This window comes from Chitinophaga sp. RAB17 (genome assembly GCF_052114225.1).
Lineage (GTDB): Bacteria > Bacteroidota > Bacteroidia > Chitinophagales > Chitinophagaceae > Chitinophaga.
In genome coordinates, this window is the sequence record NZ_JBFREI010000002.1 from 370,696 (window position 1) to 388,973 (window position 18,278).

The following is an 18,278-nucleotide window of genomic DNA, read 5'->3' on the forward strand; positions in this document are numbered from 1 at the left end:
TGCCTGTTTTTAAGAGGTGAGGACAGGCTAATTTTGCCATTACAGATTTCCGGCGCCAGCAATGTCTTTTACCCCCGTAAATAAAGTTTTCCACACCAGGTTAAAATAGGATTTTTGGATGTCCCGCTGGTAAGTTACGGTAGCAGTACGTGGTTTTTCTCCTTTTAACGGATTGGATTCATTGATAACCAATGAATTAGCAATAAGACTAATGAGTCCTTTCCGCTTAAATTCCTTGTGATCCTTATCCAGCTTCAGTACTGCAATTTTCAGATTCTGATACAGCATATTTACATGTCCATCTGCTTTCCTTTCATCTCCTTTAATATTAAAGGTCAATTCCTGGATATCGCAGGAGCGGATTTCGATTTTCCCCAGTGGTTTGGTAACCACATTCAGGTCTTTCCCATTCATATTTTTAAGTTGCCCGGACACCGCAAAGTGGCCAGCCTTATCATTCAGGGAGAAATCGAACCTGGCTGTGAGCTTACCGCTTTGCATAAATACGGCATCTACATCAGCTATCATATGCCTGTTTTTGGCAACCAGGCTGTCGATATTGGTAATATTTCTGAATTGTCCGTGCACATGACTGAAGTTGATGTGCCCTGATTGCCCGGTTACCGGGCTTAATTCAGTATACCGGATATTTATATTGCTGGCAATAAGCGTATCAATGCTCAGGGGGAGTTTTAACTTATGCAACAGTTGATGGGGATATTGCCCCAATTTGTTTCCGGGGGGCATTGGCAACATGCGGTTCCGGTAAATTTCCACACTACCGCCCTGCATATTTACCCGTTGTGCCCAGATCTGTTGTTCCTGCAGCAAAAGCCGGGGATTCAGGTCATGCAGACTAATATCGTTGAGTATCATTTCATACCTGTCCTGTTGTACGCCGGTTTTTCGTTGAAAAGCCACTTTATCATACCGGGGCTGTACTTCAAATCTACCAATATGGAGGGTACGCAATGCCGCATCATACCGGATACCCCGTACATTGATCCAGTAAAGGCTATCCCGGGTCCTGTTCATATAATCTTTCATCCCTATTTCGTAGTTGCGGGCGTATAAAAAGCGGGTAGGATCATCGAGTGCTAAAGAATCTATCAGGAAATCATTGATATGCACCCGCAGGTTATGAAACTGGTGAACAACGCGGGAGGAATCTTTTCGTGTAAAAATGTATTTAAAATTGGTGCTGTCCAGCGCCAGTTTACCGATAAAAATAGACTTCATCCTGGCAGATATGTTCTGATAGGCTGTTTTCGGTTTACTGGTATCTATCACAGTCGCGTTTTGCTCCATAATAATACTGGGGCCAGTCACGGTAAGAGAGGAGGCACTCAGCTCTTTTCCGATGAAATAGCGCCACGGTTTGAAGTATTTCAGTTCTAATTTGTCTACACTGAAGGTATAGATGTCTGTCGGTGCCCTTTGCTGGGCCAGCAGTTGCCGGTAAATTGCCGTATCTGCTATCATGACTACTTTTTCCACAGTGACGCTGCCGGAAAGTACATCAAGATGCAGATCCTTAAATTTCACTGTATAAAGACTATCTGATAACGCTGCTACATATCCGGGTAATTCGCGCTTCAATAGTGTGTTCCAGTGGCGATTCAGGTACCAACCGGTTGCTATTGCCAATAGAAGGAGGCTGCCGAAAGTGATGAGTACAATCTTAATCAGTTTGCGTATGTTAAATCCGTTTTTTGCCATCAGTAAAGCATAAACGAAATTTATACCAATAAGTTCTGTGAGCGCGCGACTGCAGCGTAAAAGCGTTCCGTTCAGGTGAGGGGACTTTGTAACTGTATTGTCAAAACGTATTTGTTTAAAAAATGAATCCCTAAATTTGTGACTTCGATAACAGCATGGATTTAAAAAAATAGCTAAAGTGAAAGAAATACAGGAAATATTGGCATTAGCCATTCCGCAACCCGCGATGAGCGACCAGCTACAACTGGCGGAGCAGGATAGTGTGTCAGTCCCTGACTGTCTGGACTTTACTTTACAGCGTTTTACATATGATAAGCCGTTGCCGGTTGAAGATGTGGCGATGGTTGTTTACCAACCGGCCAAGAGAGGGCAATCTGCTGCAATTGAGCTCCGGTATTGCGTTGCAGGTACCAAATATTGCAAAAATCCATCCTGCACAGATCAGCTTTGCGCAGAAGGTCATAAAGAGGCTTGTTCAGACAGGGTGCCATCAGTGGATTTGATCACCGTGCGCTTTCAGCCTGCCTTTATACAATCGCTGCAGAAAGGGACCACTACTTTCTCTTTATTTGAAAATCAATCACGTAAGCCTTTTGTGAAAACCATTCAGCCATGTACGAAATCCAAATCCGTACTGGAAACCATGGTGCATCACGATTATGAAGGCATTCTGAAAAATATATTCCTGCAAAGCCGTGCGTTGGATCTGTTGTTATACAGCTCCGACCAGTTTATGCAGAATGATACAGACGAGCGCTACGGTTGCCGCTTCCTGACTCACCTGGAAGACCGTGAAAAAATAGAAAATGCCCGTGGTATTTTACTGGAGCAACTGGATTCTCCTATTACCATCAGGGATTTAGCGCGCCGCGTAGCTATGAATGAATGCTATCTTAAAAAAGGCTTTAAGGCCATGTATGGTACTACCATATATGATTACTTCCAGAAAGAAAGAATGGAAAAAGCCAAGGGCCTGTTGTATGAAAAAGGCATGTCTGTTTCAGAAGTGGCCATGTTAATGGGCTATTCCTGTATTTCCCACTTCTCTACAGCTTTTAAAAAGCACACGGGGCTTAAGCCTTGCGAACTTTTGCTGCGCTAGTAAGCCAGTGTCTGTTTAACTTCTCTTTACATTTTACCTTTACATAGAATTACGATGCCGGGAAACCCGCTATCATAAAGGAGTTATATGTATTTTCCCTTTTCGATCATTTGTTTTCCCGATTTGAAAAATGGAAGATAAAATATAGCTGTTTCTTTGTAACACGATAGGCAAATATCCATTTGCGTTTCCTATAAGCTTCCTTATCAGATTTGACCATGGAAGAAGCTTGGCTGGCAAACAGTAAAGTAAAGCCATAAATAATACTTGCATGAATATCAAACACCATTGAAGTTAAGTGCATCTTGCCAGAAAAGTTTCTACCAGATTTTTATAAAGTCGTTCGCTTCTGCGGGCGACTTTTTTTTGTGGAAGGAGGTGTAAGTGTAGAGAAGCAGTAGGTTGCGGATCAGGAATTCTTGTGTGATAGTATAAATTATAGTCAGCATTACCTATTCATTATGTAGCATCTGCTGATGCTATGCTTAGCACAGGCTAAATACGTATTGTATCACTGCAGTAGAGGTGGACTTGATGTGGACTTGATGTGGACTTGATGCGGGGATGAGTTCCGGATGTATAAATGGTAAGCACTGGTTGAATGGCGTTTAAAGAATATTGGAAAATAATATTCTTCAATTTTTTAACTTAATCCGAGGTTAGGTTCTTCCATGAGATCCTTGAGTGAGGAGCAAAAGAAAACCCCGCCCAAAAGAGCAGGGTCTGTCCTATTTATCCCTATACCTATGAAATACTTGTTTGTGTTATTCAGTAATGGTACCAGCTTCGTTCAACAACACTGATTTGTCTGTACCGTTTTCCTGAATATTTATTTTGTAGTATGAAGCTACATCTGATCTCTCAATTTTCCAGCCATCTTTTATGGTTGCTGCCGGATATTTTGTTTTCAGTGTACCAGACACTGATTCCGGAAGAGTTTGAGCATCATAAGCGCTTCTTGTGGCAATCCATTTGCCATCCGCATCATACTCTGCAATTGTGTTTATGTTTTCTTTTTGGAAACTTGCTGTCCAATGTCCTGCACTTGTCTTTGTCCACTTAGCAGCTGTTGTTCCCGCAAAATTCTGATCAAAAGAACTTTTAACTGCCTCAGGTGCCTGCACCGTTTTAGCAACTATTTTTGTTTTCTTAACTGATTTTTTTTGCTGTGCAAAAGTTATGCCGGAAGTGAATAGAACCGCGCAAAATATTAACGTCAACTTTTTCATATTCGATATGGTTTTTTCCGTTGGGTTAAAATTAACTACTAGGTTTTTCTAATCTTCCTGGCAAGTAAGCTAAAACAATGCCAAAAACGTAATTTAATTGCTCTTTATTGCAAAGTACAAAAAAAACAATAAAAAATATTCAAAAAGCTTTGTTTTTAATAAAGTTGCCCCTTTAGGAGCCAGTGTATTTTCTTAACTTCGCACAATTTTAATCAATTATTGTCTAAATAACATCAAAGGGCGGGGAATTGTTTTATGTCCAGCAAATATCAGGAATATAACCAGTTGAATTTACCTCAGATCGAGAAAGATATACTGCAACACTGGGAGCAGCACCAGACTTTTGAGAAGAGTGTGGAAGTGCGCGATGGCGCCACTCCTTTTGTGTTTTATGAAGGCCCTCCAAGCGCCAATGGTTTGCCGGGTATTCACCATGTTATTTCACGTACTTTAAAAGACCTGGTTTGCCGTTACAAAACGATGCGTGGTTTCCAGGTAAAGCGTAAAGGTGGATGGGATACGCATGGCCTGCCGGTGGAACTGGGTGTAGAAAAAACACTCGGAATTACTAAAGAAGACATTGGGAAAAAAATATCCGTAGCAGAATATAATGATACCTGCCGTAAGGAGGTGTTGAAGTATAAAGATAAATGGGATGACCTGACCCGTAAAATGGGCTATTGGGTAGACCTGAAAGATCCTTACATTACTTTCGATAATAACTATATTGAAACCCTTTGGTGGTGTCTTCAAACCCTCTACAAGAAAGGGTTCCTCTATAAGAGTGTAAGTATACAACCTTACTCCCCTGCAGCCGGTACCGGTTTGAGTTCGCATGAGCTCAATCAGCCAGGTACATATAAGGATGTAAAGGATACTACTATAGTGGCTATGTTTAAGGCCCTGCAGGCAGACAATTCACAATTCCTTTTTGATGCAGCCGGAACGAATGAGGTGTTTTTCCTCGCCTGGACCACTACTCCGTGGACATTGCCATCTAACCTGGGTTTGACGGTAGGTGCTAATATAGAATATGTACTGGTAAGTACTTTTAACCAATACACTCACCTGCCGGTGAATGTTGTTATGGCGAAAGTATTGCTGGGTAAGTATTTTAAGGCAGAAGGTGAAAATGCTGACTTTGATGCTTATAAAGAAGGAGATAAAGTAATTCCCTGGAAGATACTGAGCAGCTTTAAAGGCAGCCAGCTGGAGAATATCCGCTATGAGCAATTATTGCCTTTTGCGCAGCCCGAAGAAGGAGATCCTTTTCGTGTAATTCTGGGCGATTTCGTTACCACGGAAGATGGTACGGGTATCGTGCATACTGCTCCTGCTTTTGGTGCAGATGATAATAGAGTGGGTAAAAAGTATGGTATAGGCATTTTGACTCTGGTAGACAGATCTGGCAAATTCACTGACAATGTGGGCGAGTTTTCCGGCAGGTATGTGAAGAATTATAAAGATGATCCTGACTACAAAGATGTAGACGTAGATATTGCGGTGAAACTGAAAAAGGAAAATCGCGCTTTTAAAGTCGAGAAATACGAGCATACTTATCCGCATTGCTGGCGTACAGATAAGCCGGTATTATATTATCCGCTGGACGCATGGTTTATTAAAACTACTGCGGTGAAAGACCGGATGGTAGAATTGAATAAAACCATTAACTGGAAACCTGCCTTCACCGGAACCGGTCGTTTTGGTAACTGGCTGGAGAACATGGTAGACTGGAATCTGAGCCGTAGCCGCTATTGGGGTACTCCTTTGCCTATTTGGCGTACAGAAGATGGAAGTGAGGAAATTTGCGTTGGTGGTATTGAGGAACTGAATGCAGAGATCCGTAAGGCTAATCAGGTGTTAGGCGGAGATGTGAATAAATCTTATCTGCATGAAGGCATATTGGATCTGCATAAACCATATGTGGATGATATCGTCCTGGTAAGTGCATCTGGGAAACCGATGCGCCGTGAGCCAGATCTGATTGATGTTTGGTTTGATAGCGGTGCGATGCCATACGCACAATGGCATTATCCATTTGAAAATAAAGCTTTAATTGATAGCGGTCAGGGCTTCCCTGCAGATTTTATCGCTGAAGGTGTAGACCAAACCCGCGGATGGTTTTATACCCTTCACGCTATTGGTGTAATGTTGTTTGATAGCGTTGCCTATAAAACGGTGGTTTCCAACGGATTGGTGTTGGATGCCAAAGGGCAGAAAATGAGTAAACGCCTCGGAAACGTGGTAAATCCGTTTGAAACCATTGAAAAGTATGGTGCAGATGCCACCCGTTGGTACCTGATCACCAATGCTTCCCCATGGGACAGTCTGAAATTTGATGTAAAAGGTATAGGAGAAGCACAACGTAAGTTGTTTGGTACCCTGTACAATACATATAATTTCTTCGCTATGTATTCCAATCTTGATAACTTTACTTTCAAGGAAGCATACATTCCATTAGAAGAGCGTCCGGAAATTGATCGTTGGATCATTTCCGTATTAAATACCCTGGTGAAAGATGTGACGAGCAGCTTTGATGATTATGAGCCTACGCAGGCCGGCAGAGCTATCGAGCGTTTTGTGGATGAGCAGCTAAGCAACTGGTATGTGCGTCTTTGCCGCCGTCGGTTCTGGAAGGGAGAATATGAGCATGACAAAATCAGTGCGTACCAGACATTGTACGAATGTTTGGAAAAAATTACACAACTGATGGCCCCGGTTTCCCCATTTTTCACAGATTGGTTATTTAACAACCTGAACAGTGTAAGTGGTCGCAGCAAAGCTGCTTCTATCCACCACACTGATTTTCCGGTAGTTAATACTGCTGCCATAGATACTGATCTGGAAGAAAGAATGCAGCTGGCGCAGGATATTTCGTCACTGGTATTATCCTTGCGTAAGAAGGTGAACATTAAGGTTCGTCAGCCGTTGCAAAAAATCTTAATACCGGTTACTAATGTTCGGATGCAGGAACAAATAGAAAAGGTAGCGGACTTGATAAAAAGTGAGGTGAATGTCAAAGGGATTGATTATCTTACGGAAACGGAAGGTTTTATCAAGAAAAAGATTAAGCCGAACTTCAAGTCGCTTGGTGGTAAAATGGGTGCAAAGATGAAATCTGTGGCTGCCGTTATCGGCGGGTTTACAGATGCAGATATTGCCACGATAGAGCGCGACGGCCATTTCAACCTGGTTGTGGAAGGAGAGCAAGTGCAAATCCAACTCTCTGATGTTGAGATCATTTCCGAAGATATTCCGGGATGGACAGTAGCTAATAAGGGCGCTTTAACGGTAGCGCTTGACATTACTATTACTCCCCAGCTACAGGACGAAGGAAATGCCAGGGAACTGGTAAACCGGATACAGAAAATCCGCAAGGATAGTGATTTTGCTTTAACAGACAGAATCAGCGTAACGGTTGAAAGTGTGGAGGCGCTCAAGTCGGCCATTGTGAACTATAATGACTATATTTGCACGGAAATTTTGGCAGATAGCCTGGAATTAGTGGAGCGATTACATGATGGTACAGAAATAGAGGTGAATGACCTTAAATTTAATGTATTAGTTAACAAAAAAAGCTAATCCCCCATGGCAACAAAAAAGAAGGTTGCTAGTAAAACGACCCAAAAGGTAGCTCCGGTTAAGAAAACGGCGGCAAAGGCTCCAGCAGCAAAGAAACCTGCTAAACCTGCCCCCGCTAAGAAAGCCGCACCCGCACCTAAGAAAGCCGCTGCAAAAAAAGCTGCCCCTGCAAAGGCGGCTCCCAAAGCAGCAGCAAAACCAGCAGCCGGAAAAGCCGTGGTAGCCAAAAGTACCGCTAAAAAAGCCGCCCCTGTGGCGTCGAAACCAGCGGTAAAAAAGGCTTCAGCCATACAAAACAGTAAATTAACATCCGTCAAGAACGTTGCTGTACCTGCAAAATCGACCGTTAAAAAAGAGCCTGCTGTAAAGCAGCAAGTGGTTACGAAAAGTGTTTCCGCTGAAAAAGAGAAACCATTTATTTCTAAGTCAGAAGAAAAAGAACTTAAAACGATGGCAGTAAAGAAAGCAGATACTAAGGTAGAAGTTGCTAAGGAAAAAGAATCCTCGAAAAAAGCAGCTGAAAAGCCAGTTGTTAAGGCTGAAAAATCAGTAAAGACGGAAAGATCCGAAAAACCCGAAAAAACTGAAAAAACCGAGAAAAAAGGTGGAAAAGCTACTTTGGTAACTTATCAACCTGAATTTACCAAGTCAGTGTTGGATCAACCAGCACCCCCTACCGGTCCTGTATACAGATACAGTGATTCTGACCTCCAGGAGTTTAGAGAATTGATCCAAAAAAAGCTGGAATCAGCTAAAAAGGAACTCATCTATCTGCAAGGCTTAATCACCCGTAAAGATGAAGCTGGTACTGACGATACAGAGAACAAATACATGAGCATGGAAGATGGTAGTGGCTCCCAGGAAAGAGAGCAACTTAACCAGATGGCCAGCCGTCAGATTCAGTTCATTGATCACCTGGAAAAAGCCATGATGCGCATTGAAAACAAAACCTATGGTATTTGCCGTGTAACCGGTAAACTCATAGACAAAGCACGTCTCAGAGCTGTTCCACACGCTACATTGAGCATTGAAGCCAAACTGGCTAAAAGTAAATAGTCTTACCCAACGGTAAAGACGCAACGAAAAAGGCGCAGCGGACTAGTCCACTGCGCCTTTTTTATTTCTTCACTGCGATGAGTTATCAGCAGGCGGCTACTTTTTTATTACGCAACTGGCGTACCGCCAGGTAAATTAACCCCGCTCCTGCCAGGCCTACCAAACTACCCACACCAATATTACGTGCCTGTTTTTTACTGATAGCAGGGAGCTTAATACCAAATTTCGAAGGACTTGCCTGCGCTATATCCAACAGTGGTGCGAGTGACAGCCCACTGATAATTTTGTCGGCAACCTTTTCTACAATTTCGCCACGGTACTGTGGACAAAAAGCAACGCCTATGCCTGCTTCTGCCAGTAGCTGGCTGTCTTGCTTCCCCTCTCCTACGTAAATGATGTTTTGCGTATTAATGTGATACTGCTGTGCTATATAGGGGAATACATTGCTCTTGTTATATTGGTCACCTTTCATAAAATAATCGGCTGCGGAAAATTCACCGGTGGCTACACTATTGACCAGATGCAACTTATTGGCAAATACGAAATCCATTCCCAGCTTGTTTTTTATATGACGGGCCACTGTTCCGAAGCCATCTGTGATAAGACCACAGGCATAGCCTCTTTTTTTCAATTCCTGTACTATTTCCCTGAAACCAGGTACTAAAGGAATGGCATCCGCTATCTCCAGCATCTCCGCAATATTGCGCCCTTCAAAGAGCGTGGCGCTTAATTTCATTCTGGTCAATGCATCATAACGGCCAGCTAGGATATCCTGCAGGGCTTCTTCTTTGTCAAATGCAACGGCTGCCCATTGCAGGTAGCTCTGAGTGAATACTGCATGGTCCAGGTTGAAGATGACCATCTTCTGTAATTTATCAATAGACTCCAGGATGGAATATTCCATCTGCTCTCGTATCAGGTTAATATTACCCAGGGTTTCGAGGTTTTCCTGCGGTATATTTTCTGCTTTGCGTAGAATCGTGCGGGATACTTCTCTCGACATTTTGCTTAGCTGTTCCCAGGTTTGCATGGCATTTTCTATCTTCCCGATATTCGCTTCTGTAATACGTGCGCCCAAATGGTGCATATCTATCAGCAGGCCAATATCTACGCCGTAATCATTCTCAAAATGCACACGTGACAGGAATGATTTCCGTGCTGCAATCATACCGCTGAGTGGTTGCTGAAAATGCGAAAGCTCCGGATATAATATACTAAGCAGTGGCTTGGCCACCAATTGGGTGACCCTGCCTGCCTGCCGTTCAAAGTAGGATTTGACGAAGTCGGCTTCATCTTTTTCTATAGGACCAGTTAATAGGTCTATAATATTGTCGGGGTAAGTAAGGATGTCACCGTCTACGTAAGCAATAATATCATGTTTGGCCGCCATCATGCCCTCACGCATGGAAATTCCCTTTCCGCGCTGGCTGCTGGTAATTACTCTCACCTGCTCTTTCATGGCCTCTTCTACAGTGTTGTCTGTAGAGTTATCATCCACTACAATGATCTCAATTTTACGGGACGTTTTTTTCACGGTTTTAATAACCTGGCGTATGGTAGCACCTTCGTTTAATACAGGAATTACGATAGATATCATAGGAGTTCGCTATGTTAAAAGGTTAAAAAATAAGTGCTGCAAAGAGCTGGTGTTGGCATTGTCAGGGCGCAACAATAACAAAAACCGTACCCATTACCACTATCTTTTCAGAAGATAATACAAAGGAAACATAGATGGGGACTGATTAAACGCAGTACGTCCCGCATTTTTGCGGGACGTACTGCGTTTTCGTTTATACTTTAACGTTAGGAATCCTTTATTTAAATTCCTGCATTTCTACCAACTTATGATAGATGCCATGCTGCTGCAATAGCTGATCATGTGTACCGCGTTCTTTGATCTCTCCCTTGTCCATTACAATAATTTCATTGGCATGTTGTATGGTACTCAGGCGGTGTGCAATTACAATGGTAGTACGGTTTTGCATTAGTTTGTCCAACGCAGCCTGTACCAGTTTTTCAGATTCGGTATCCAGTGCAGAAGTAGCTTCATCCAATATAAGAATGGGAGGATTTTTAAAAATAGCCCTTGCAATGGTCAGGCGCTGACGCTGACCACCACTGAGTTTCAGCCCGCGGTCACCAATGAAGGTATCATAGCCATGATCCAGCTGCTCAATAAATTCATGGGCATTTGCAATTTTTGCAGCAGCTATAATCGCCTCCCTGTCAGCATTTGGCTGGCCAAAGGCAATATTGTTGATCACTGAATCATTAAACAAAATTGCCTCTTGTGACACCACGCCAATCAGGCCGCGCAGGTCATGTACTTTAAGGTCGCGGATATCGTTACCGTCTATACGGATGGCGCCATCATTGACATCATAAAAACGCGGTAAAAGGTCGGCCATGGTAGACTTTCCGGCACCGCTGCGTCCAACCAGGGCAATCATCTGTCCCTTATTAATTTGCAGCTGAATATTTTTCAGCACATACTGTTGTTCGTATTTAAAGGATATGTTGTCGAATTGAACATGGCTGTTAAATTCTTTTACTGGTTGTGCATTGGGCTTTTCCTGAATAGTTACTGGTGCATCCAGTATCTTGAAGATCCGCTCACTTGATACCATTCCTTTTTGGATCGTGGTAATAGAAGTAGATACATTTTTAGCCGGTGTCATAATCTGCGAATAGAAAACCAGGTAAGTCATGAAAGTAGCACCAGTGAGCAGTTCACTGCCGGAAAGCACTAATGAACCACCATAAATAACCAGGATGATAATTACTATTACGCCTAGTATTTCGGAGATAGGAGATGCCAGTTCCCGCTGGTTATACATAGACTTACTGACTTTCACAAACCGATTGTTTACTTCTCCGAATTTATTTTTCATAAAGCGCTCTGCGGTGAAAGACTGTATAATCCTTATGCCGCTGAGGGTTTCTTCTGTAACAGACAAAATTTTTCCCAGCAGATCCTGGCTGAACTTGCCTTTTAATTTCAGTTTTTTCGAGACATATGAAATCAGTAAACCGGAAACGGGGAAGAAAACGATGGTAAACAGGGTCAATTTTACAGAGATATAAAACAATGCAGCAAAATAACCAATGATAATGAACGGGTCACGCAGGAGCGTTTGGACGGCATTAATCACGCTGTTTTCAATTTCCTGTACATCGTTGGTCATGGAAGATAACAGATCTCCCTTTTGCTGTTCGCTGTAAAAGGAGAGTGATTGATCCGTAAATCTTTCATACAGGCGGGTGCGTAACCGGGAGAGGACTGTCATTTTCAGGCGTACCATTACCCGGGCACTCATATATCTGCCAAAGTTGGCGATGACTACACATATTCCAATAACTGCGCAAACAAAGTATAAAGCACTCAGTTTAGATCCGCTGGCTTTGATAAAGTCGTAGAAATAATAATAAAACAGGTCTATAAAGTAGTTAATGGAAAAAGTAAAGTGTGGCGCCGTTACTACTTTTGGGACTTCATCTACCTGATTAAAAATAACCGTCAGCAACGGAATCAGCATAGCAAAATTGACCATACCGAATATGATACCGATTAATGTGTAGATGACATATTCCGGAAAATAATGATGTAAAGGGGTCGCAAATCTTAGTAATCGCTTGAACGTCTTCATTCCTGTTGCTTTTAAACTGCTGGCAAAAATAGCATAAATACGATATGTCGGGGTTTAATTGCCACTATTCTTTGCAGGAAAAGGTTAATTTCGCATCTGACGGGCTGCTGGCAGCCTGTTAAGGTTTGGCGCTGTGCTGTAAAAATGCTATTATCGTACACAGGCCCCTTTTTACTAACGATTAAAACTGAATGAGATGCAGGAAACTAAAAGGCAGAAGCAAATAGGACAATTAGTGCAACAGGAACTAAGTGGTATTTTTCAGCGGATGGGATTTAATGTGGTAGATGGAGGAATGATATCTGTTGCTGCTGTGAAAATGACCCCCGATCTGCTGGAGGCTAAAGTATACCTGAGCATGTTTCAGATTAAGGCCCCTGCTGAGATGCTGGAGCGTATCAAGGAAAGAATGGGCGAAATAAAGAAATCGCTTGGAATAGGTTTGGGCAAACAATTGCGCAGAATACCTGACGTGAGCTTCTTCCTCGATGATACCCTGGACTATGTGTTCAAGATGGAAGAGTTGTTTAAAAAGATCAAGGAAGACGATGCAAATATTAAGGATGGCAATAAATAGCATTACGAATTACGAATTTCAAATTACGGATTTGTGGGTAGATAGTAAACGCAAATACCACTATCCGCTTATGTCTACCCACAAATCCGTAATTCGTAATTTATAATTCGTAATTCGTAATTCCAACATTATGGTTTGGCAATTTGCTTCCCGTTACTTCCGGGCTAAAAAATCTACGAATGCTATTAATATCATTGCCTGGGTAAGTGTGGTGGCGATTGCAGTGGGGGCGGGTGCCCTGATTGTGATATTAAGTGTATTTAATGGTTTTGAAGGCCTTGTGAAATCCCTGTACTCGTCTTTTTATCCTGCTATAAAAATAGCACCTGCCAGTGGAAAAACGATTCTCCTCACTCCTGCCCAGTTAAAACAGATAGCAGCCGTTCCGGGCGTAGCCCATTTTTCGGAAGTAATAGAAGAAAAGGCGGTACTGCGCTACGGTGACGAGCCTACGATTGCTGTTTTGAAAGGAGTAGACAGTGGTTATAATAATGTAACAGACGTTAAAAGTAATATCGTAAGAGGACGCTTTGACACCGGAGACAGTGTTGCCTACCGGGCTGTACTGGGACTGGAGCTGGAAGGAGCCCTCGGAGTGGATGTTGTACATAGTCTGGCACCTGTAACGGTATACCTGCCGCGCAGGAATGTAAATGCCTTTGTTACGCCGGAAGACGCCCTGAATAATGGGGTATTATATCCTACAGGAACGTTTGCTATTCAGCAGGAGTTTAACAGTAAGTATGTGATTACCAATATTGAATTCCTGCGTAAGCTACTGGAGTTGGGGGATGATGAAATGTCGGCGCTGGAAATCGGGGCACGGACAGGGGTAAACGAAAAGTTGCTGAAAGAAAAACTGGAGCAGGTACTGGGCAAGGGTTATAAGGTGCAAACCCGTTATGAACAGAACCAATCGCTATATGCGATTATGCAAACAGAGAAGTGGGCGGTATATGTGATACTCAGTTTTATTATGATCATTGCGGCATTCAATATGATTGGCTCTTTGTATATGTTGGTGATAGAGAAACAAAAAGACATTACTATTCTAAAAGCCATGGGGGCGCGTAAATCATTGATCATGCGTATTTTCCTGGCGGAAGGACTCATTATTGCCGGAATAGGCACAGTGGTGGGTTTTGGGTTAGGTATTTCATTTTGCCTGTTACAGCAGCGATTTGGTATAATTAAACTGGAAGGCACCTCATTTCTGGTAGATGCTTACCCGGTAAGCATGCATGCAGAGGATTTTGGATTAGTATTTATTACTATAATGGTGATAGGTATAGCGGCCAGTTGGTATCCTGCAAGAAGGGCAGCTGTAGAGGCTATTACACTAAAGGCAACATGATAAAAAAACATGATTATTTCCTACTTGATAAACAGAGCATAGTCTTTAAAAAAAATTAAAAAGGGTTCGTATAACTATTATACGAACCCTTTTTAATTTTTTTTAAAGACTATGCTTAGTAATCACCGAGTGTTTCAGGTAATTGTGCCAATGCTTTTGCAAGTTGTTCATCACTGGGAGCAATACCATGCCATTCGTGATGTCCTTCCATGAAGTCAACACCCTGGCCCATTACGGTTTTCATGATGATAGCAATAGGTTTACCCTGACCGGTAAAGCTTTTAGCTTTTTCGAGTGTTGCTACAACGTCATCCATATCATTACCATTCATGTGAAGTACATGCCATCCGAATACTTCGAATTTAGCGCCTACATCTCCCAGTCCGGCAACATCATCAGTAGTCCCATCTATTTGTTGACCGTTAAGATCCACCGTAATGATAAGATTATCTACTTTGTGGTGTGGTGCAAACATCACAGATTCCCAGATTTGTCCTTCTTCCAGCTCGCCATCTCCGTGAAGAGAGAACACCAGGTTTTTATCGTTGTTAAGTTTTTTTGCAAGTGCTGCGCCTATGGCCACGCTCATGCCCTGGCCCAGGGAGCCGGAAGCAATACGTACACCTGGTAAGTGTTCGTGGGTGGTGGGATGCCCCTGCAGGCGGGAATTCAGCTTACGGAAAGTACTCAGTTCCTGTACGGGAAAGTATCCTGAACGAGCCAGGGCACTGTAGAAAACAGGAGATATGTGACCGTTGGAGAGGAAGAACAGGTCCTGATTTTTACCATCCATATCAAAAGGAACAGGTTTATGGTCCATTACCTTGAAATATAGTGCAGTTAAAAAGTCTGCACAACCTAATGATCCTCCCGGATGTCCGCTTTGAACACCATGTACCATCCGTACAATATCTCTTCTAACCTGAGTAGCAATATCTTTGAGCTGTGGCATGATAGTTGTTAATTTTTGTGCCGCAAAACTAATAGAATTTCGTAGAATTTGTGGCTGTTGAACTTTTTTTTTGCGATCTCAAAGTATTAAAAAAGTTGATTTTTTTAACGTTTCTTTTCACATTTCATTGAAATTAATATCTTTGCACAATTAAGCCCCACTAATGGAGAATGTATTAATTGCTACCGTCCTAAGTTTTGTGGTTACCTATTTTTCAATTCCAATACTTATCAGAGTCGCGGAATTAAAGCATTTATACGACGAACCGGACGAACGAAAGACGCATAAACAGCGTATACCAACACTCGGGGGAATTGGCTTTTTCTCGGGATTCATAATTGCAGCTGCTATCTGTGTACCCGCAATGGCTAATTCGCCGTTTCAGTATATGATGGCTGCATTCTTTATTATTTTCATGGTAGGTATGAAAGATGATATCGTAGGGCTGTCTCCGTTAAAAAAGTTAATCGGACAACTGGCGGCATCTTTTGCTATTATTTACCTGGGCAATCTTCAGCTCACCAGTATGTACGGGTTCATGGGAATCTATACATTACCTCCCAATATCAGCCTTATGCTGACGTATTTCACCTTTATAGTAGTAATAAATGCGTTTAACCTGATAGATRGTGTGGATGGACATGCCGGTAGCATTGGATTACTGGTAAGTGCTGTACTGGGTGCTTATTTCCTGCATGTGGGTGAAACTACGTATGCTGTCATCGGCTTTGCATTAGCAGGTGGTTTGGCTAGCTTCCTGATTTATAATATCTCTCCTGCCCGCATTTTTATGGGCGATACGGGATCCTTACTGATCGGGTTGGTTAACGCGGTGTTGATTCTCAAATTTATAGATGTGGCAGGAAATCCTGTTGGTAAGATGCCTGTTGCGGCTACACCGGCAGTTGCTTTTGCCATTCTGATAGTACCGCTATTTGATACCTTACGCGTATTTGCGGTGCGTATGATACAAGGTAGGTCTCCCTTCTCTGCCGACAGAAACCACATCCATCACTATCTGCTTGACTTAAAGCTGAACCACAGGCAAACCACGCTCGTTTCCGTAGCCATTAATGCTTCTTATATACTTGGCGCATTTGTGTTACAGGGAATGGGAGCCACCTGGTTGTTGATGGTGGTAATTGGTTCTGCTACCTTCTTTACAGGTATGTTATACCTGGCCCGCAAAAGATCACTGGCTATACAGGCTATACCTGAACCGGTTGTTCAGCCTGCAGCAACAGTGGCAAAAGAATCTACCAAAATATTGCGTGTTACAACAGACGGTGTGCTACAGGATAAATAATTATTTCCGGATAATTTACTGTTAAGGCTTATTGCAAGCATTTCTCCTTCCATTATCATGGAGCGTTACTTTGACGATTAAAAGAAAACCTGTAGGTTTGCACGCACTTAACTATTTATGTTATGCAAGATGATCTAACGCTTATCATTGATGAGGCAGCAGACTCGATGAAAAAAGCAATCGGGCACCTGGAATTGGAGCTTACAAAAATCAGAGCTGGGAAAGCTAATCCGCAGATACTGGATGGCATTTTCGTTGACTATTATGGCGCGCCAACTGCACTGAACCAGGTTGCTAACGTGAGTGTTGCTGATGCCCGTACCCTGACAATACAACCATGGGAAAAAAACATGCTGCAGCCCATTGAAAGGGCTATTATCGCATCTAATATTGGTCTTAATCCACAAAATGACGGTATTATCATCCGTTTATTCCTCCCCCCTCTGACAGAAGAGCGCAGGAAGGAATTTGTGAAAAGAGTAAATAATGAAGGCGAGCAGGCAAAAGTAGCTGTACGGAGTATCCGCCGTGATGCTATTGAATCTGTAAAGAAATTACAAAAAGACGGTTTAAGTGAAGATACTGCCAAGGATGCCGAAGCAGAAATTCAGACAATGACCGACAAACATAGCGTGTTAATTGACAAACACTGCGAAGTGAAAGAAAAAGAAATCATGGCAATTTAAGCAGCATCGGGACTTCCCCATGTGCTTTCAGCCGGTAAATATTAAAGCGGAGATATCAACGGATGCTTGTCCATTGATATCTCCGCTTCTTTTATTCAGCCGGTTTACTTTACCTGCTCCGGAAACTTCTCTACTGGTGCCTTGTTGGCACTGTTTACCAGGTACACACCCAGCAAAATGATCCCCATACATAATACCTGCACCCATGTAATAGGTTCATGTGCCAGTAGTCCCCAACCGACAGCCACTAACGGTAACGCATATGCTACCATAGACGCCATCACCGATCCGGCGCGTTTAATTAACAGGAAAAACAAGACTGCTGCTATACCGGTACCCATTACACCCAGTACAAGGCCTGCTGAAAGCGACCGCCATGGCGCATCCGGTTGCGTAAATTGCGGAAAGAAATTGCTGAACCATAATATCGGGAAGGTAAGTATGGCACAAAAAAACATGGCAATAGAACCCAGTTGGAGAGAAGAGAAGCCCTTGAGCGTATTGTGTACCAGGCTGATATTTATGCCATAGCTGATGGTAGCGAGGATCACGAGGAACGCATAATACCAATGCTCGTTGGTGCTGATCCCTTTGGAGGTAAAAAGCAATACAACACCAGCCAACCCAACAAATATACCTGTGAGCTGTGCCTTTTTAAATGGACTTTTAAAAATGATAATGCCGGAGAGTAAGGCCATCAATGGGACGAGTGCATTTAAAATACCTGCAAGCGAGCTATCAATTTCCGTTTCTGCCAAACAAAAAAGAAAAGCCGGGATACCGTTACCCAGTACACCGGAAAGCAAAATAAGCGGTATTTTTTTCCCTGGCGTTTGCCGTAATGCCTTTGGTAAAAAGGGTAACAGCGCTATGCCTGCCGCCACCAGCCTCAAACTGGCTACCTGGTAGGAGGTGAATGATTCCAGTCCAATCTTCATTAATATAAAGGAACTGCCCCAGGTGAGTGATAGCAAAATGAAAACTCCCCAATGAGCGAAACGTTGGTTCATAGTTATAAATTATGACTACAAAGGTGCAGGTATCGGGAGCATTCAACAAAATATAAAT

The 18,278-nt window shown here is 42.8% G+C and carries 13 protein-coding genes; 7 read left to right on the plus strand and 6 right to left on the minus strand.

From position 1 onward, the window contains the following. Positions 1–39 precede the first annotated feature (39 nt). Entirely contained in the window at positions 40–1,719 is a 1,680-nt protein-coding gene (locus tag AB4Z08_RS07510; RefSeq protein WP_441573113.1) for a hypothetical protein, read from the minus strand. Positions 1,720–1,897: 178 nt separating this feature from the next. On the opposite strand from AB4Z08_RS07510, the gene AB4Z08_RS07515 reads away from it, so the two are divergent. Next, the gene (locus AB4Z08_RS07515) at positions 1,898–2,821 is read left to right on the plus strand and encodes a helix-turn-helix domain-containing protein (RefSeq protein ID WP_441573114.1); all 924 of its coding nucleotides are present in this window, start codon (positions 1,898–1,900) and stop codon (positions 2,819–2,821) included. A 764-nt stretch (positions 2,822–3,585) separates the two neighbouring features. Here the strand turns inward: AB4Z08_RS07515 and AB4Z08_RS07520 are convergent. Then, positions 3,586–4,050 (minus strand): PepSY-like domain-containing protein, encoded by a 465-nt coding sequence (locus AB4Z08_RS07520; protein ID WP_441573115.1) that lies wholly within the window; start codon positions 4,048–4,050, stop codon positions 3,586–3,588. Positions 4,051–4,305: 255 nt separating this feature from the next. On the opposite strand from AB4Z08_RS07520, the gene ileS reads away from it, so the two are divergent. Both ileS and AB4Z08_RS07530 read left to right on the plus strand, forming a co-directional pair. Continuing rightward, entirely contained in the window at positions 4,306–7,632 is a 3,327-nt protein-coding gene (ileS, locus tag AB4Z08_RS07525; protein WP_441573116.1) for an isoleucine--tRNA ligase, read from the plus strand. A 6-nt stretch (positions 7,633–7,638) separates the two neighbouring features. After that, positions 7,639–8,688, plus strand: a complete 1,050-nt coding sequence (locus AB4Z08_RS07530) for a TraR/DksA C4-type zinc finger protein (protein ID WP_441573117.1) — start codon at positions 7,639–7,641, stop codon at positions 8,686–8,688. A gap of 85 nt (positions 8,689–8,773) precedes the next feature. Here AB4Z08_RS07530 and AB4Z08_RS07535 read toward each other — a convergent pair whose 3' ends face one another. Both AB4Z08_RS07535 and AB4Z08_RS07540 read right to left on the minus strand, forming a co-directional pair. After that, positions 8,774–10,285, minus strand: coding sequence for a glycosyltransferase (locus tag AB4Z08_RS07535; protein WP_441573118.1), 1,512 nt, complete (start codon positions 10,283–10,285; stop codon positions 8,774–8,776). 217 nt (positions 10,286–10,502) lie between these two features. Next, on the minus strand, positions 10,503–12,335 hold the full coding sequence (locus AB4Z08_RS07540; protein WP_441573119.1) for an ABC transporter ATP-binding protein: 1,833 nt from the start codon (positions 12,333–12,335) through the stop codon (positions 10,503–10,505). A gap of 196 nt (positions 12,336–12,531) precedes the next feature. Here AB4Z08_RS07540 and rbfA point away from each other — a divergent pair, with 196 nt between their 5' ends. Further along, on the plus strand, positions 12,532–12,912 hold the full coding sequence (rbfA, locus tag AB4Z08_RS07545) for a 30S ribosome-binding factor RbfA (RefSeq protein WP_441573120.1): 381 nt from the start codon (positions 12,532–12,534) through the stop codon (positions 12,910–12,912). Positions 12,913–13,042: 130 nt separating this feature from the next. Further along, positions 13,043–14,266, plus strand: coding sequence for an FtsX-like permease family protein (locus tag AB4Z08_RS07550; protein ID WP_441573121.1), 1,224 nt, complete (start codon positions 13,043–13,045; stop codon positions 14,264–14,266). Between the two features lie 115 nt (positions 14,267–14,381). On the opposite strand, the gene AB4Z08_RS07555 is transcribed toward AB4Z08_RS07550, so the two are convergent. Then, a complete protein-coding gene (locus tag AB4Z08_RS07555; RefSeq protein ID WP_441573122.1) occupies positions 14,382–15,218 on the minus strand; it encodes a transketolase in 837 nt (278 codons plus the stop codon). A gap of 388 nt (positions 15,219–15,606) precedes the next feature. Between AB4Z08_RS07555 and AB4Z08_RS07560 the strand changes: the two genes are divergently transcribed. Both AB4Z08_RS07560 and frr read left to right on the plus strand, forming a co-directional pair. After that, positions 15,607–16,524 (plus strand): MraY family glycosyltransferase, encoded by a 918-nt coding sequence (locus AB4Z08_RS07560; protein ID WP_441573123.1) that lies wholly within the window; start codon positions 15,607–15,609, stop codon positions 16,522–16,524. Between the two features lie 122 nt (positions 16,525–16,646). Further along, positions 16,647–17,210: a ribosome recycling factor gene (gene frr, locus AB4Z08_RS07565; RefSeq protein ID WP_441573124.1), complete on the plus strand. Its 564-nt coding sequence runs from the start codon at positions 16,647–16,649 to the stop codon at positions 17,208–17,210. Between the two features lie 104 nt (positions 17,211–17,314). Here the strand turns inward: frr and AB4Z08_RS07570 are convergent, their stop codons facing one another. After that, entirely contained in the window at positions 17,315–18,220 is a 906-nt protein-coding gene (locus tag AB4Z08_RS07570; RefSeq protein WP_441573125.1) for a DMT family transporter, read from the minus strand. Between the last annotated feature and the right edge of the window lie 58 nt (positions 18,221–18,278).

What these genes read in the sequence shown, in the direction of transcription:
- AB4Z08_RS07510 (WP_441573113.1), bottom strand. Translation starts at nt 1,719, where the DNA reads ATGGCAAAAAACGGATTTAACATACGCAAACTGATTAAGATTGTACTC.
- AB4Z08_RS07520 (WP_441573115.1), bottom strand. Translation starts at nt 4,050, where the DNA reads ATGAAAAAGTTGACGTTAATATTTTGCGCGGTTCTATTCACTTCCGGC.
- ileS (WP_441573116.1), top strand. Translation starts at nt 4,306, where the DNA reads ATGTCCAGCAAATATCAGGAATATAACCAGTTGAATTTACCTCAGATC.
- AB4Z08_RS07530 (WP_441573117.1), top strand. Translation starts at nt 7,639, where the DNA reads ATGGCAACAAAAAAGAAGGTTGCTAGTAAAACGACCCAAAAGGTAGCT.
- AB4Z08_RS07535 (WP_441573118.1), bottom strand. Translation starts at nt 10,285, where the DNA reads ATGATATCTATCGTAATTCCTGTATTAAACGAAGGTGCTACCATACGC.
- AB4Z08_RS07540 (WP_441573119.1), bottom strand. Translation starts at nt 12,335, where the DNA reads ATGAAGACGTTCAAGCGATTACTAAGATTTGCGACCCCTTTACATCAT.
- rbfA (WP_441573120.1), top strand. Translation starts at nt 12,532, where the DNA reads ATGCAGGAAACTAAAAGGCAGAAGCAAATAGGACAATTAGTGCAACAG.
- AB4Z08_RS07550 (WP_441573121.1), top strand. Translation starts at nt 13,043, where the DNA reads ATGGTTTGGCAATTTGCTTCCCGTTACTTCCGGGCTAAAAAATCTACG.
- AB4Z08_RS07555 (WP_441573122.1), bottom strand. Translation starts at nt 15,218, where the DNA reads ATGCCACAGCTCAAAGATATTGCTACTCAGGTTAGAAGAGATATTGTA.
- frr (WP_441573124.1), top strand. Translation starts at nt 16,647, where the DNA reads ATGCAAGATGATCTAACGCTTATCATTGATGAGGCAGCAGACTCGATG.
- AB4Z08_RS07570 (WP_441573125.1), bottom strand. Translation starts at nt 18,220, where the DNA reads ATGAACCAACGTTTCGCTCATTGGGGAGTTTTCATTTTGCTATCACTC.